The organism is Rhizobium sp. BK312, assembly GCF_014193605.1.
Taxonomy (GTDB): Bacteria; Pseudomonadota; Alphaproteobacteria; order Rhizobiales; family Rhizobiaceae; genus Rhizobium.
Genome location: NZ_JACHZP010000007.1, coordinates 32,685 through 45,488, shown reverse-complemented (window position 1 = coordinate 45,488; position 12,804 = coordinate 32,685). Strand labels below are relative to the sequence as shown.

The 12,804-nt window shown below is 58.9% G+C and carries 11 protein-coding genes; 5 read left to right on the top strand and 6 right to left on the bottom strand.

Translation table 11 applies throughout. The annotated features are described in order from the left end of the window. The 4 genes from FHT85_RS20080 to FHT85_RS20065 all read left to right on the top strand — a co-directional run bounded on the left by FHT85_RS20080 (position 1) and on the right by FHT85_RS20065 (position 3,878). Positions 1 to 912 (top strand): ABC transporter permease, encoded by a 912-nt coding sequence (locus FHT85_RS20080; RefSeq protein ID WP_112400364.1) that lies wholly within the window; start codon positions 1 to 3, stop codon positions 910 to 912. Position 913: 1 nt separating this feature from the next. Next, positions 914 to 1,735: an ABC transporter permease gene (locus FHT85_RS20075; RefSeq protein WP_112400363.1), complete on the top strand. Its 822-nt coding sequence runs from the start codon at positions 914 to 916 to the stop codon at positions 1,733 to 1,735. 4 nt (positions 1,736 to 1,739) lie between these two features. Next, positions 1,740 to 2,483, top strand: coding sequence for an aspartate/glutamate racemase family protein (locus tag FHT85_RS20070; protein ID WP_112411387.1), 744 nt, complete (start codon positions 1,740 to 1,742; stop codon positions 2,481 to 2,483). A gap of 108 nt (positions 2,484 to 2,591) precedes the next feature. Then, positions 2,592 to 3,878: a DUF763 domain-containing protein gene (locus tag FHT85_RS20065; RefSeq protein ID WP_112411388.1), complete on the top strand. Its 1,287-nt coding sequence runs from the start codon at positions 2,592 to 2,594 to the stop codon at positions 3,876 to 3,878. A gap of 47 nt (positions 3,879 to 3,925) precedes the next feature. Here FHT85_RS20065 and FHT85_RS20060 read toward each other — a convergent pair whose 3' ends face one another. Then, positions 3,926 to 6,262: a glucose/quinate/shikimate family membrane-bound PQQ-dependent dehydrogenase gene (locus FHT85_RS20060; RefSeq protein WP_183774259.1), complete on the bottom strand. Its 2,337-nt coding sequence runs from the start codon at positions 6,260 to 6,262 to the stop codon at positions 3,926 to 3,928. Between the two features lie 357 nt (positions 6,263 to 6,619). Between FHT85_RS20060 and FHT85_RS20055 the strand changes: the two genes are divergently transcribed. Continuing rightward, positions 6,620 to 6,808 (top strand): hypothetical protein, encoded by a 189-nt coding sequence (locus FHT85_RS20055; RefSeq protein WP_112339276.1) that lies wholly within the window; start codon positions 6,620 to 6,622, stop codon positions 6,806 to 6,808. 24 nt (positions 6,809 to 6,832) lie between these two features. Here FHT85_RS20055 and FHT85_RS20050 read toward each other — a convergent pair whose 3' ends face one another. The 5 genes from FHT85_RS20050 to FHT85_RS20030 all read right to left on the bottom strand — a co-directional run bounded on the left by FHT85_RS20050 (position 6,833) and on the right by FHT85_RS20030 (position 12,797). Beyond that, positions 6,833 to 7,561, bottom strand: a complete 729-nt coding sequence (locus tag FHT85_RS20050; RefSeq protein WP_112411390.1) for an esterase family protein — start codon at positions 7,559 to 7,561, stop codon at positions 6,833 to 6,835. After that, complete coding sequence (locus FHT85_RS20045; RefSeq protein WP_112411391.1) at positions 7,558 to 8,517, bottom strand: acetylxylan esterase; 960 nt, start codon at positions 8,515 to 8,517, stop codon at positions 7,558 to 7,560. Before FHT85_RS20045 ends, FHT85_RS20050 begins: the two co-directional genes overlap by 4 nt. 84 nt (positions 8,518 to 8,601) lie before the next feature. Then, positions 8,602 to 9,201 carry a GNAT family N-acetyltransferase gene (locus FHT85_RS20040; RefSeq protein ID WP_246780040.1) on the bottom strand — a complete coding sequence of 200 codons (600 nt, stop codon included), beginning with the start codon at positions 9,199 to 9,201 and terminating at the stop codon, positions 8,602 to 8,604. A gap of 261 nt (positions 9,202 to 9,462) precedes the next feature. Continuing rightward, a complete protein-coding gene (locus FHT85_RS20035) occupies positions 9,463 to 10,422 on the bottom strand; it encodes a spore coat protein U domain-containing protein (protein ID WP_112400358.1) in 960 nt (319 codons plus the stop codon). 14 nt (positions 10,423 to 10,436) lie between these two features. Next, positions 10,437 to 12,797, bottom strand: coding sequence for a fimbria/pilus outer membrane usher protein (locus tag FHT85_RS20030; RefSeq protein ID WP_112411393.1), 2,361 nt, complete (start codon positions 12,795 to 12,797; stop codon positions 10,437 to 10,439). Positions 12,798 to 12,804 lie beyond the last annotated feature (7 nt).

The window sequence follows — 12,804 nt, the reverse complement described above, 5'->3', positions numbered from 1 at the left end:
ATGGCGACAATCGCTTCCTCGGATGCGGAGCAGGAAACTCAGAAGCCCGGGCGTGGATTTGCCGTGCCCGGCTGGGCCGTCGCCTATCTGCAGGCAACGCCGCTGTTTCTCATTCTCGGCTTCTTCTTCCTGTTGCCGATCGCCATGATCGGCATCGTCAGTTTCTGGGATTATGATTTCGCTGGCCTCTATCCGGCATTCCTGACCGCCAATTACACCGATACGCTCGGTTCGTGGGTTACATGGAAAACCTACCTCAACACATTGAAATTCACAGCAATTGTCTGGGCGCTGACGCTCTTCATCGGCTTCTGGGTCGCCTATTTTCTGGCTTTCCATATTCGGCGCACCTCGACCCAGATGATCCTTTTCCTCGTCTGCACCGTGCCTTTCATGACCTCCAACATCATTCGCATGATCTCGTGGATACCCGTCCTCGGGCGCAACGGACTTGTCAATTCGACGCTGATCGAAATGGGCCTGATCCCAAAGCCGATAGAATGGCTGCTTTATTCCGATTTCGCTGTCGTACTTGCTATGGTGCATCTCTACACGCTGTTTATGGTGACACCGATCTTCAACACGCTGATGCGTATCGACCGTTCTCTGTTCGAAGCGGCGCGGGATGCCGGCGCCAGCGGATGGCAGGTGCTGTGGAATGTCGTCATCCCGCTTGCCAAGCCGGGCATGGCGATCGGCAGCATCTTCGTCGTCACGCTCGTCATGGCGGATTTCTCCACCGTGCAGGTGATGTCGGGTGGCCAGAGCGCATCCATTGCGCTGATGATGAAGAACCAGATGTCGCTGCTGCAATATCCCGCCGCCGCCGCCAATGCGGTCGTGCTTCTGATTGTCGTATTGCTGATGGTCGCTGCCATCCTGCGCATCGTCGACATCCGCAAGGAACTCTAAGATGAACAGTGAAAAGCGCGGCCTGGAATTCTATCTTCTCGCAATCTTCTTCACGATTTTCGTGCTGTTTCTCTATGGTCCGCTCTCGGCGGTCATCATTCTGTCTTTCCAGGGGCCTGACGGCGGCCTGACCTTCCCGTTGAATGGCGTCTCGCTGCATTGGTTCGCCAACCTCTTCGAGAAGCAGGCGGTCGGAGACTTCGGCGCATCGTTCCAGCGTTCCTTGATCCTCGGCGTGATGGTCATGATCGTAACCGTCGTCGTCTCGCTGCTTGCCGGGCTTGCCTTCCGTCGCCGTTTTCGCGGCTCTACATTCCTGTTCTATGCGACTGTCGCCAGCCTCGTCGTGCCGTCGATCATCATCTCGCTTGGGATCGGCGTCGTCTTTCAGCAGGGTGGCATCGCGCCGGCGTGGTATTCCTCCGCCTTCGGCGCGCATCTCACCTGGACCTTGCCGTTCGGCGTGCTGATTATGTTTGCCGTCTTCAACCGGTTTTCGCCGGCCTATGAGGAGGCAGCCCGCGATCTTGGCGCCAGCTCTTGGCAAACCTTCCGCCATGTGGTGTTGCCGATGATTGCTCCGAGCCTGATCGGCGTCGGCCTCTTCGGCTTCACGCTATCCTATGACGAGTTTGCCCGCACCCTAATGACATCAGGCACCTACAATACCCTGCCGCTCGAAATCTACGGCATGACGACGAATGTCACGACGCCGGTGCTTTATGCGCTTGGAACAGTGACCACGCTCTTTTCCTTTACAATTATCCTGTTGGCGCTTGCGATCATGACCATGCTCGGCCGCCGCCAAGCCAAGAAAAGTTGAGATCATGCGCCTGCTGCTTATCAATCCGAATACGACCGTTTCCATGACGGAAAAGGCGGCAATAGCTGCACGCGCGGTGGCAGGTCCCGGCACGGAGATCATCGCCGCCACATCGCAGATGGGACCGGCTTCGATCGAGGGCTATTACGACGGTGCGATAGCCGTGCCGGGCATGCTGCGCGAGCTGAAGGAGAGGCAGGCCGAAGGCTATGACGCCGCGATCATCTGCTGTTTCGACGACACCGGTCTGGAAGCCGCACGCATGTTCTGCGATGTACCTGTCGTCGGTCTGTGTGAAGCAGCCGTAGCCACGGCCGGCTTCCTGGCACAGCGCTTCAGCGTGGTGACGACGCTCGAACGCTCGCGCATCCTCATCGACAATCTTGTCCATCGTTATGGCATGGGCGCGCGGGCGAAGGTTCGCGCCTCCGATATCCCCGTGCTCGAGCTTGAAGATTCGTCTTCGAGTGCAATCGGAAAGCTGCGGGCGGAAATCGAGCGAGCGCTCGCTGAAGACGGGGCGGAGGCCATTGTCCTCGGCTGCGCCGGCATGACGGATCTCGCAAGACAGCTGCAATCGATCTACGGCATCCCGGTCGTGGATGGTGTCGCCGCAGCGGTCAAACAGGCCGAAGCTTTGGTGTCGCTGGGCCTATCCACCAGCAAGCGCAGTTCCTACGCCTCCCCATTGCCCAAGTCTTTTTCAGGTGCGATGCAGGATTTTGCGCCGGCTGCGGCGTCGGCTTAACCTCATCACAATTCATATTTCGTGCCTCTGCTGATCGCTGCACCTTGCGAATGGCATATCTCGGCTACCGGGACTATAATGCCGCGGTAAAGTACGAGAGTTGTGGATTTGGCACAGAGAGCCGGCAAAGCTGATCTTCCCCTGCATGGCGGTCGCGTGCCGCGCTGGCTTGGGGACCGCATGACGCGCCTGGGCGCCGTCATCACCGAGGCGATCGTGCAGCATTACGGTCGCGACGAGCTCTTTCGCCGCCTCGCCAATCCCTTCTGGTTCCAGTCTTTCGGCGCCGTCATGGGCATGGATTGGCATTCCTCGGGGATCACGACGAGTGTCCTTGGCGCCCTGAAGCGCGGCCTGACGCCGCTATCCGGCGAACTTGGCATCCATGTCTGCGGCGGCCGCGGCGCGCAATCGCGCAAGACGCCGGGCGAACTGCTTGATATCGGCGATCGCGTCGGTATCGACGGCGCGTCCCTTGCCATGAAGAGCCGGCTGATCGCGAAGGTGGACAGCGCAGCCGTGCAAGATGGCTTCGACCTCTACCTGCATGGCTTCATCGTCGCCGACGACGGCAAGTGGGTCGTCATCCAGCAGGGCATGAACGACGAACGCCGGCAAGCACGCCGATATCACTGGCTATCGGAGGGTTTGACGAGCTTCCTGGATTCGCCGCACGCGGCTATCGAGGGGCGCGAGCAGGGCGAGATCGTCAATCTTGCCGATCGGCGTGCCGAGCGTTCCCGCGACGGTCAGCTGGATCTGCTTGCCTCATTAGGACCAGATAAAATCATTCGTGAATTCAATGCACTGGAAGGGAAATCTCCAGTAATTGACAAACAAGAAGCACAGCCGATGCTGCCATACCTCGTCATGCCGGCACATCATGATGTGCGCCAGGAAGACGTGAACATGCGGCGCCTGCATGGAAATCTTGCCGCCGCGGTCGAGCGCGGTCCGGTGGATTTCGAGGAGCTGCTGCTGACGCCTGGGGTTGGCGCGCGCACGGTGAAGGCTTTGGCGATGGTCGCCGAAGTGGTTCACGGCGCACCTTGCCGCTTCTCCGACCCCGCGCGCTTCTCGCTCGCCCATGGTGGCAAGGACCGGCATCCTTTTCCGGTGCCGCTGAAGGTCTATGACGAGACGATCAACGTGATGAAATCCGCCGTCAGGAAGGGGCGTCTCGGTCGTGACGAGGAATTGTCGGCGCTGAAGCGCCTGGATGACCAGTCGAGAATGCTGGAACGTTACGTGACAGGCCCCGATCTCAAGGAAATCGTTGCCGGCGAGTTCGACCGCTCCTTCTCCTATGGCGGCCGCAGCGTGTTTGGTTGGGAACCTGCAACGGATTCCGAAAGCAACGTCGCCGAGGGTAACCGCCGCTCTTCAAAGAGCTAGACTGCGTGTGGCAGAAGGGATCGGCTTAGCGCCGCTCCATCATCGGGTCATGGTAGCGTATAGCCGATCACATAGTCGCCCGGTTTCGTTCCCACGGAACCGTGACCACCGGCCACCATCACGACATATTGCTTGTTGTCGCTGGCCGTATAGGTCATCGGCGTCGCTTGACCGCCTGCCGGTAGGCGTGCCTGCCAAAGCTGCCTGCCTGTCGTCACGTCATAGGCCCTGAGATAATCGTCCACGGCTGCCCCCAGGAACGCCACTCCGCCCTTGGTGATGATCGGGCCGCCGATGCCGGGAACCCCGACCTTGAAGGGAAGGGGCAGGGGCGTCATGTCGTGGACGGTACCGTTCTTGTGCTTGTAGGCGATCTTGCCGGTCTTCAGATCGACACCGGCGACATAGCCCCAAGGCGGTGCCTGGCAGGGAATGCCGAGCGGGCTGACGAATGGACCCATATAGACGCCATAGGGTGAGCCTTCATTTCGGTTGAGTCCCTGTTCGCTGCCCTTGTCGCCGGCTCCCTTTGGGGCGATCTCGGCGCGCGGCACCAGTCGGGAGGTAAAGGCGAGATAGGTCGGCATGCCGAACATGATCTGCCGTTCGGGGTCGACGGCGACGCTGCCCCAGTTGAAGGTGCCGAAATTGCCGGGAAAGATGATGGAGCCGCGCAGCGATGGTGGCGTGTAGCGGCCTTCATATTGATGCTGGTGAAAAGAGATACGGCAGGCGAGCTGATCGAACAGCGAGACGCCCCACATGTCCTTTTCCTGCAAGGGCGGCGGCGAGAAGGTCAAATCGGAGATGGGCTGGGTCGGGGAGGCGTGGTCCTCGGGAATGGTGCCGCTCGGCGCCGGTATTTCCTTGAAAGGAATGATGGGCGCACCCGTGCGGCGATCGAGCACGTATATGTCGCCCTGCTTGGTGGAAGCGACCAATGCGGGAACCGTGCTGCCGTCGGCCTTTGTCAGATCGACCAGCACGGGTTGGGCCGGCACGTCCATATCCCAGAGATCGTGATGGACGAATTGCTGCACCCATTTGAGCTGGCCGGTATTGATGTCGAGCGCGACCACAGAGGAGGAGAAGCGTTCGACATTGGCGCTGCGGCCCATGCCAAGCTGGTCTGGCGTCTGGTTGCCAAGCGGAACGTAAACCATGCCGAGCTTTTCGTCGGCGCTGGAAACCGACCAGCTGTTCGGTGAGTTGGTCGTATAGGTCTGCCCGGCGGGCAGCGGCGCTGTCTGATCGGGATTGCCCGAATCCCAGTTCCAGAGCAGCGCGCCGGTCCGGGCGTCGAACGCGCGGATGACGCCGGATTGCTCCTGCGTGGAATAATTGTCGTTCACCGCGCCGCCGATGATGATCTTGTCGGCGACGATGACGGGCGGCGAGGTCGAATAATAATAGCCAGCCGGATTGTATTTCATCCCGGTTTCAAGATGCAGGATGCCCTGGTCGGCAAAGCTCGGACAAACCTTGCCGTTGGCAGCATCGAGCGCGATCAGCCGGGCATCCGAGGTCGGCAGATAGACACGATCGGCGCACGATACCCCGGCGGCAGCCGCCTTGTCATGATAATAAGAGACGCCGCGGCAGGTCTGATGCTGTCGGTTGGGGTTCATGCCGGCATTGGCATCGTAACGCCATTTTTCCTTGCCGTCCGTCGCACCGATGGCGATCGCCAGGCTATGGGGCGTGCAGATATAAAGCGTGTCGCCGATCTTGAGCGGCGTAACCTGATAAGTCGTCTCGCCGATGTCATCGGGGCGCTTCACATCACCTGTCTGATATCGCCAGGCCTCCTTCAGGTTCGCGACGTTCTGCGCATTGATCTGGTCGAGAGGCGAGTAACGCTGACCAAACGAGGTTCGACCATATTGATGCCACTCACCATCGGGCACATCGCCGCCCATCGGGGCATTCGCAGCCATTGTCGTCGGCAAATCGCCGGAGAGATCGTGCGGATCGGTCGTCATCGAATAGACGGCAACGAGAATGGCGATGATCAATGGGATCGCGAGCGGCCATGGATTGGCTCCATAGTGAACACCGTCGAGGCTTCGAAAGCCCAGCGGCCGCCGGACCCACGGCGTCAATAGCCAGAGACCGATCAGAATGATCAACCCGCCGCGCGGACCGAGTTGCCACCAGTCGAAACCGACCTCCCATATCGCCCATCCAAGCGCTGCCAGCACGAAGATCGCGTAGAGCCAGAGCGCGGCCTCTTTGCGCATATAAAGCAGGATCGCCGTTAGGAGGAAGGCGATGCCGGCCAAAAGATAGAAGGGGCTTCCGCCAAGTAGCACAAGCCAAAGGCCACCGCCGCCAAGCGCCAGACCGATGAGTGCAAGGATGATCGATGTGATGATGACGGCCATGATCTGCTCCAGTCTATCCGCTGATTGGACAGTGATTGATCGAAGGCATGCGAACCCGGCCAAGATCCCTTCGGACCTCAACGTCGAAGTTAAAGTCTAAACCGATATCAGTTGCTTCGCCGGCAACGAGAAGAACCGCGCCCTGGGCGATTTGGATCGATACATCAAGCCCCCCAATCAAATCAGAGACTGAACGTCATGATTGCAAGAATGTTCCAATCCGGCCAGCCATTCAAGTTCGATGCCGTGGCGCCCGATTTGATTAACGGACGTAGTTAATTTTTTAACAATTTTCCGGAATACTAATGGAACAGATATTGGAATCAAGGGTTTCCGTGCAGAGCCGGAGGACTAGAGATGAATATGAAGATCGTTACCGCTCAGTCGGAAGTCGAAACGAACGACACCGGAACCTATCCGGATGGCATGATGGAGCGTATTCTTATCGAGTTTTCCGCAAGCTCCGAGCGGCAACACCGCAAATCCCACGAGCGTGATTATGGCGCACACAAGGTGCTCCGACCCATACCAGCCGGACTTGCCTGAACGGCCCGAAACTTACTGCCTTCGTCAGATGTACAGCGGCGCCATTCGCCGCCATGCACCTGCCTGATGGGCGCGCCCATCCCACACATGCAGCCGATGATCGATCCGCTTGTCGGCGAGCAGTCGGCTCAGATGGCGATTATTGTCGAAGAAGGGATCGGCGTCTCCGATCGTCATGACGATATCGATCTGACGCAGCCTCTCCAAATGCCACTCGCAGACAAGTCCCGGCAGAAAATGCGTCGGGATGTGAAAATAGATCTCGTCGTCGTAATAGCCATCGAATAGATCCGTGAAGGATTCGACCTTCATCGTCAGGTCGTAGCGGCCGGAAAAGACGACCAGCTTGCGGAAGAGGTGAGGGTGGCGGAAAACCAGGCTCGCCGCCTGGAAGGCGCCGAGGCTGCAGCCGTGAACTATGGTGCACTCATGCCCGTTATTCTGCGCCATCAGCGGCAGGACTTCCTTGAGAATATATTCCTCGAAAGCATTGTGCCTGCGAATGCGCTCGGCCGGATGGCGATGGAAAGCATAGAAGGTTTCGGCTGCCAGTCCCTCGATGCAATAGAGCTGAAGCTGTCCGGCATTCAGCTTGTCCGCGAGGCTGGCGACGATGCCGACCTGCTCATACTCCCAGAAGCGACCGTCGCGGGTGGGAAATACTAATACCTTGGCGCCGGCATGGCCGAACACCAGCAATTCCATGTCTCGATGCAGCCGAGGACTGTACCAGCATAGATATTCGCGGTTCATAGCACCTTGAAGAATTGCCCGACCTTGTCTCGCAGAATCGCATTCTGCTGCTCGCTGCCAGCATAATCGAAGTGACCGGCATCCAGAATGAAGATTTCGTTAATTTTCTGCAGCGCATTTGCGACAGCGAACTGGCAGGGTGGTGCGACGGCGGGATCAAAAAGCGCGGGTGCGACAAGCATCGGCACGGTGATGCGCTGCGCGGCGATCGCAGCATCGAAGTACCGCAGTGTTTCGAGAACACTACCGTGCTTTTCTTGATAAGCCTGCACCGATTGGGCGCTGCCGCCGGTTGGCAGTGTCAGCCATAGTTGCCGGTGGCCGAAAGTCGGAACGATGAGGTGGCCGCGCCTGATCCGCGCATCAAAAGGAATTGCCAGGGCGCCAATGCCGCCGCCGAAACTGATGCCGCTATAGCCGATATGGCCAGCAAGCCACGGATAGAGGGTCTCCAATGTCGAGACGGCAAGCCAGATGTCTTCCACACAGCCGCCGATGACATAGGTATCGCGGCTTTCGATACCGCAAAGGACATGGCCCGATGCATCCGAAGGGATTTTGGGGCTGGCGCTGAGGGAGAGCCCGCGGCAGCAGGGAAAAAGGATAGCCGTCTCTTCTACCGGCCAATCGAATTCCGGTTGGTCTCTTCCGCCATATCCGTGTCCGACGACCAGGCCGCGCCGCACCTGTCCGCTACGGGGGATAAGCAGCCAGCCATTGATCTGAAACGACCCTGTCGACATGTAGCTGACATCGAAGACGTGCCAGTTGTCGTGAGGCTGCTTGCTGTGGCGAAGCTTGGGTTGCGGATTGATGGCCAGGGCTGCTCTGTAGCGCTGCTGCCAGAAGTCGTCGAAGCCCGCCGGAGCTTCCGGTGTCTCTATCGCCTGCAATTGCGCGAGCTGCATGCCATAGGTCGGATCGAAGTCGAAGGGGTGAGATGTCGGGATACTCATGGCAAGTTTTTCGCGTGAAAGCACGCCTAAGGCAAGAAGCAAGATTACCGATCCACTGGGCTCTCGTCGCGGCTTACTCCCTTTTCATTCATGAATTTCTTGTTTGGGACGATCGATGCGATAGAGTACGTGCGGCCGCAGAATATTGCCTGGCGGCACGGTGATATCATCGAAATCGCCACCGTCGACGTGGATCATGCCGATCTTCTCCATCACGCGGCGGGAAGGAGTGTTGATCGCTGAGGTATAACCGATCACGCAATGAGTCCGTAGCTCCTGCCACGCGAAATCCAGGCAGTGTTGGCTAATTTCCGTCGCATAGCCCTGCCGCCAATAGGCACGCCCTAGAATCCAACCGATCTCCAATGGAAATTCACCCGGAACTTCCGGCCCTGGTCGTGAAAGGCCCGCGCCGCCAATCAGCGCGCCATCAGCTTTCCGCTCCACGGCCAGGAAGCCGAAACCTTCCTTGGCGAACTGCTCGTTGGCTTCATCGATCAGTTCGTTCGTCTCAGCCGCCGTGAGCAGGCTCGGATAGTAATATTTGCGAACCTGCGCATCTGCATTTACGACGGCAAACGGAACACGGTCGCTATTCTGCCAAGGCCTGAGAACGAGCCGGGAGGTTTCGAGAATAGGCATCCTACTCCTTAGGGCAAACGGGTTGATCTCGATGGCGTGCAATCTCTGGCGGGGCGGCAGGCCACGCCAGATCTCCCTCCATGAATTCGCCATGAAAGTCCACGGTTACCGGCCAATATTAGCCTCTGTGATTTCTGCCGCACAGCAGAAAAGATGAGGCGCATAGACTTGGTTTGTTGCGAACCGCTGTCACCTTCTGCCAAACTAAATTTGGCGCCAGCAAGACCCGCGGGTCGAAACAGGCGGCGGTCTGACGCGCCGTCCAGTCAGCCAGAGCATCACGCGGCAGCTTGAAATTCGAAGTCAGTAGGTGAGCGTCACAACGACCGTATCCACGTAAGTGCCTGGAGAGGGCGTCGTCTGTGGCGGGACGCGGCCATAGACCGTCAAAAGCTGCGCCGTGCCCGTTCCCGTTCCAGCAACCGTGCTGCCCGGTGTGTTGACATCGCCCCAGGGCTGCGACCGGTTGATATCCTTGTAAAGACCGTAGGTCACCGTCTCCGATCCCTTCGTCATCTTTCGCGCCGTCGGTGCCGCGTTCGTTGTGCCGCCATTCAACGAGATCGTGTAGGTCGTACCTGGCGTACAGGTTGCCGTCACCGATCCGGAGGCATCGGTATTCGCACTCAGAACACCCTGCGTTCCGAAATTGATGTTTTGGACGCTCACCAGGCAATTGGCGGCAACGCTTGCGTTGACGGTAAACGGCGCGGTTCCTGTCGTTCCGGTGGGTGCATTACAGTTCGTTGCGCTGCTGTAGCTGTAATAGAATGATGTGCCGGATGCGAAGCTGGAGGTATACGACCCGGGCAGCGCCGTCGATGGCGTTCCAAGCGCCGTGCCGTAGACCGTCAGGTTACCGGTTGCGCCCACCAGCGAGCCATTCAATAGGGACATTGTCAGCGCATAGACCGGTGCCCGCGATGGATAGGGCCAGCTGCTCGATCCCCACACCACACTCCGGCCATTATCGGAATAAAGCTGATAGTTCAAAGAACTGGCACCGTTCAGCATCTGACGTGCCGCAGCCGAAGATGCGCCACCACTGCCGGCGCCGATATCCGGGCAAATGAGCAGCCGCTTCCCCAGGTCCAGGACTCCCCCGGAACAATTTACACTTATCGTGGATGTCGAAGTGACCGGGGTAGCGGACAAGATATCAACTGCCCCGAAGTTCATATTGGTGGCACTGAAGCTACAGCTTTGCGCCAGGCAAAGCGAAGGCAGCAGCAATACGAGCAAAACAATGATCGAACGCAGCATCCTTTCACCTCTCTTCAGAAGCACCTGACGTCGTCGATGACAACCTGCTCACCCCGCTGCGGCCTATAGGCGAATTCGGCATGGCATTTCGTTCCATCCTCCAGCGAGACATCGATCGCATTCCTCGCATGCAACCCGCGAATATAAGTCTGACCGTCATAGCCGACCACGAAGTCTTCGTTCGATCCTTGTAAGGTGCCGCCGAGCCCGGCACGCAGTGGCGCCCCGTTCTTGTCCTTGATCGTAACCAGGGCTGCTTGCGGTGCTTCGGACACGCCGAACTTGACGACTACGCCGCTGCGGTCTGCCGGCACAACGATTTCCTTCGTCGCGGGCACATCGGCATCGACGGGCAGGTTCTTGGGATCGATGGAGACGGTGTTCGGTTCATAGGAGTTGAGATTGGGCACCAGAATGCGGCCGCTCGAATTGGTCTTGCCGGCCGGCCGGTTCTGCTGCTGAACCTCGACATCGGGAGCGCCGACATCGACGACGGCAAATGCATCGTCGATCCGATTGGTGGCAAAGACGCCGCCGCCCGCAACGGCAATGGCACCATCGAGCCGGGCGGTGGCGCTGGTCTGATGATCCTGCTGCTGGAGGCCAGCTTCGACCTGGGCAAAGGGCGCCCGATAGCGGATTGCCGCCTCGCGATTGGTGTCTTCGCCTTCGGAGGTGCGCAGCCGCCAGCCGAAACTGCCATCCTCCTGCTGCATCGACTTGGAAACGTCGGCGACGACGTCGAGGCCGTTAGGCCCGCCCTGTACGCCGGTATTGGCCGTGATATTGCCACCGAAGGGAATGGAAAGGCCGGCAAAGAACCCGAAATTGCTTCGGTTGTCGAGGTCGGTGAAGGCGCTCGCATAGACTGTCGCATGCTTGAACGTCTGACTGTAGGAAAGACCCGCGATCTTGTTCCTGGTGCCGTCCGCGCTTTCGAGGTTCGTGTAAGACAGGTTGAGACTGGAAAGATCGAGCGGCGTTGGTACGCTGAGCGTAACCTGATCGATGGCGCGCGGCACACCGGCGCTGAGAATGCTTACATCTCCGGCAATGCTGGTTGTGGGCCGCGCGGAAACCGAAGCGATGTCGTCATAATCGCCAAAGGTCCGTTGCACCCGGGCATAGAGGGCCCATCTGTCATAGCTGAGCTCGAATGCGGCGTTCATCAGCGCGCCGGAACGCGACCCGCTTTTGCTTGCTGCGCCCGCTATGGAAGCGACGCCGAATGAGCCGACCGGAAAAGCGGTCCCAGCGCCGCCATTCAAAAGATCGGCGCCGCCTTCGAAGTGGCCTTCCAGTGTCAGCCAATCGGTCAGGCCGTACCTAGCGGTGGCGGCGCCCATGATACGACCGTCGTAGTCATTGGAATCAGTTCCGAAATTGAGACGCGGAGTGCCGAGTTCGGCGGAAAAGTCCAAAAGGCCCTGACGCAGAAGCCAATTGGAGGAATAAAACGGCAAGGTCTGCGTGGTTTCGCGCCCGAGGCTGTCGCGCAGCACGATGGTTGCTTGCCCACCTCCGGAAAAGACAGGAAGGTTGGTCACCTGGAAAGGCCCGGCGGGAACATCGCTGGAATAGGTGCGCACGTTCTGCGTATAGATATCGAGCGTCGAAGGAACCGCGGCCGTCCCGGCAAATGAGGGCAGCGGTTCCGTCACCAGGTCCGAGCGCAGCGCAAAATTGCGCTGAAACTGAATACCGCCGAAATAGACTGGCCGAGTCCATGACAGGCCGCCGGTGGTCAGGTCACCGGCGCGATAGGTAACAAGGTTCTTCGGATCGGAGTAGCTCCAGGTCGTGTTGAGGCGGGTTATGCCGTCAAGACTGCCTTCGGAATATCCGGCGAGGAAGGACTGGCTGAGCGTGCCATAGGGGCTGAAGAGGCGTGCATCGAAAGATCCGGATATTCCCTGGAACATGTTCGAATTGCCTTGAAAGAGACCGTTGGAACTTGCGTAGAGGGAATAGTTGAGGACGGCGCCATAGCCGGACTGGGGTGCAGGGACTGCATTGTCCTGCTGTTGCCTGACATTGATGACGCGAGCTGCGCGCCCTTCGTCGGTCGTCTGCACGTAAAGACGCTGCGTCTCTATGTCGACCTGATATGACAGGCCGGGCAAGGTGCTGAGCTCGATCAGCTTATCGTCAGCGCCGGCCGGCGGCTTAATGCCGACTTCGCGCAGCTCTTCTGCGGTTGCAGCGAGCGAGCCATTCGGACGCTGTTTGAAATTGCCGATCATCTTCATCGACGCGTTGTTGATGAATACTTCGAGGTAGACGTCCAGCGTGGCCACCGGTTGGCCTGCCATGGCTGTGCTTGCCGGCAAATCGGGCACTTCCTGAGCACGCAGCGCCGAAACTGAGAAAAGCATGCATATG

Bases quoted from the DNA above. Each gene is read 5' to 3' on its own strand.
- FHT85_RS20080 (WP_112400364.1), top strand. From the start codon at position 1: ATGGCGACAATCGCTTCCTCGGATGCGGAGCAGGAAACTCAGAAGCCC.
- FHT85_RS20075 (WP_112400363.1), top strand. From the start codon at position 914: ATGAACAGTGAAAAGCGCGGCCTGGAATTCTATCTTCTCGCAATCTTC.
- FHT85_RS20070 (WP_112411387.1), top strand. From the start codon at position 1,740: ATGCGCCTGCTGCTTATCAATCCGAATACGACCGTTTCCATGACGGAA.
- FHT85_RS20060 (WP_183774259.1), bottom strand. From the start codon at position 6,262: ATGGCCGTCATCATCACATCGATCATCCTTGCACTCATCGGTCTGGCG.
- FHT85_RS20055 (WP_112339276.1), top strand. From the start codon at position 6,620: ATGAATATGAAGATCGTTACCGCTCAGTCGGAAGTCGAAACGAACGAC.
- FHT85_RS20050 (WP_112411390.1), bottom strand. From the start codon at position 7,561: ATGAACCGCGAATATCTATGCTGGTACAGTCCTCGGCTGCATCGAGAC.
- FHT85_RS20045 (WP_112411391.1), bottom strand. From the start codon at position 8,517: ATGAGTATCCCGACATCTCACCCCTTCGACTTCGATCCGACCTATGGC.
- FHT85_RS20035 (WP_112400358.1), bottom strand. From the start codon at position 10,422: ATGCTGCGTTCGATCATTGTTTTGCTCGTATTGCTGCTGCCTTCGCTT.
- FHT85_RS20030 (WP_112411393.1), bottom strand. From the start codon at position 12,797: ATGCTTTTCTCAGTTTCGGCGCTGCGTGCTCAGGAAGTGCCCGATTTG.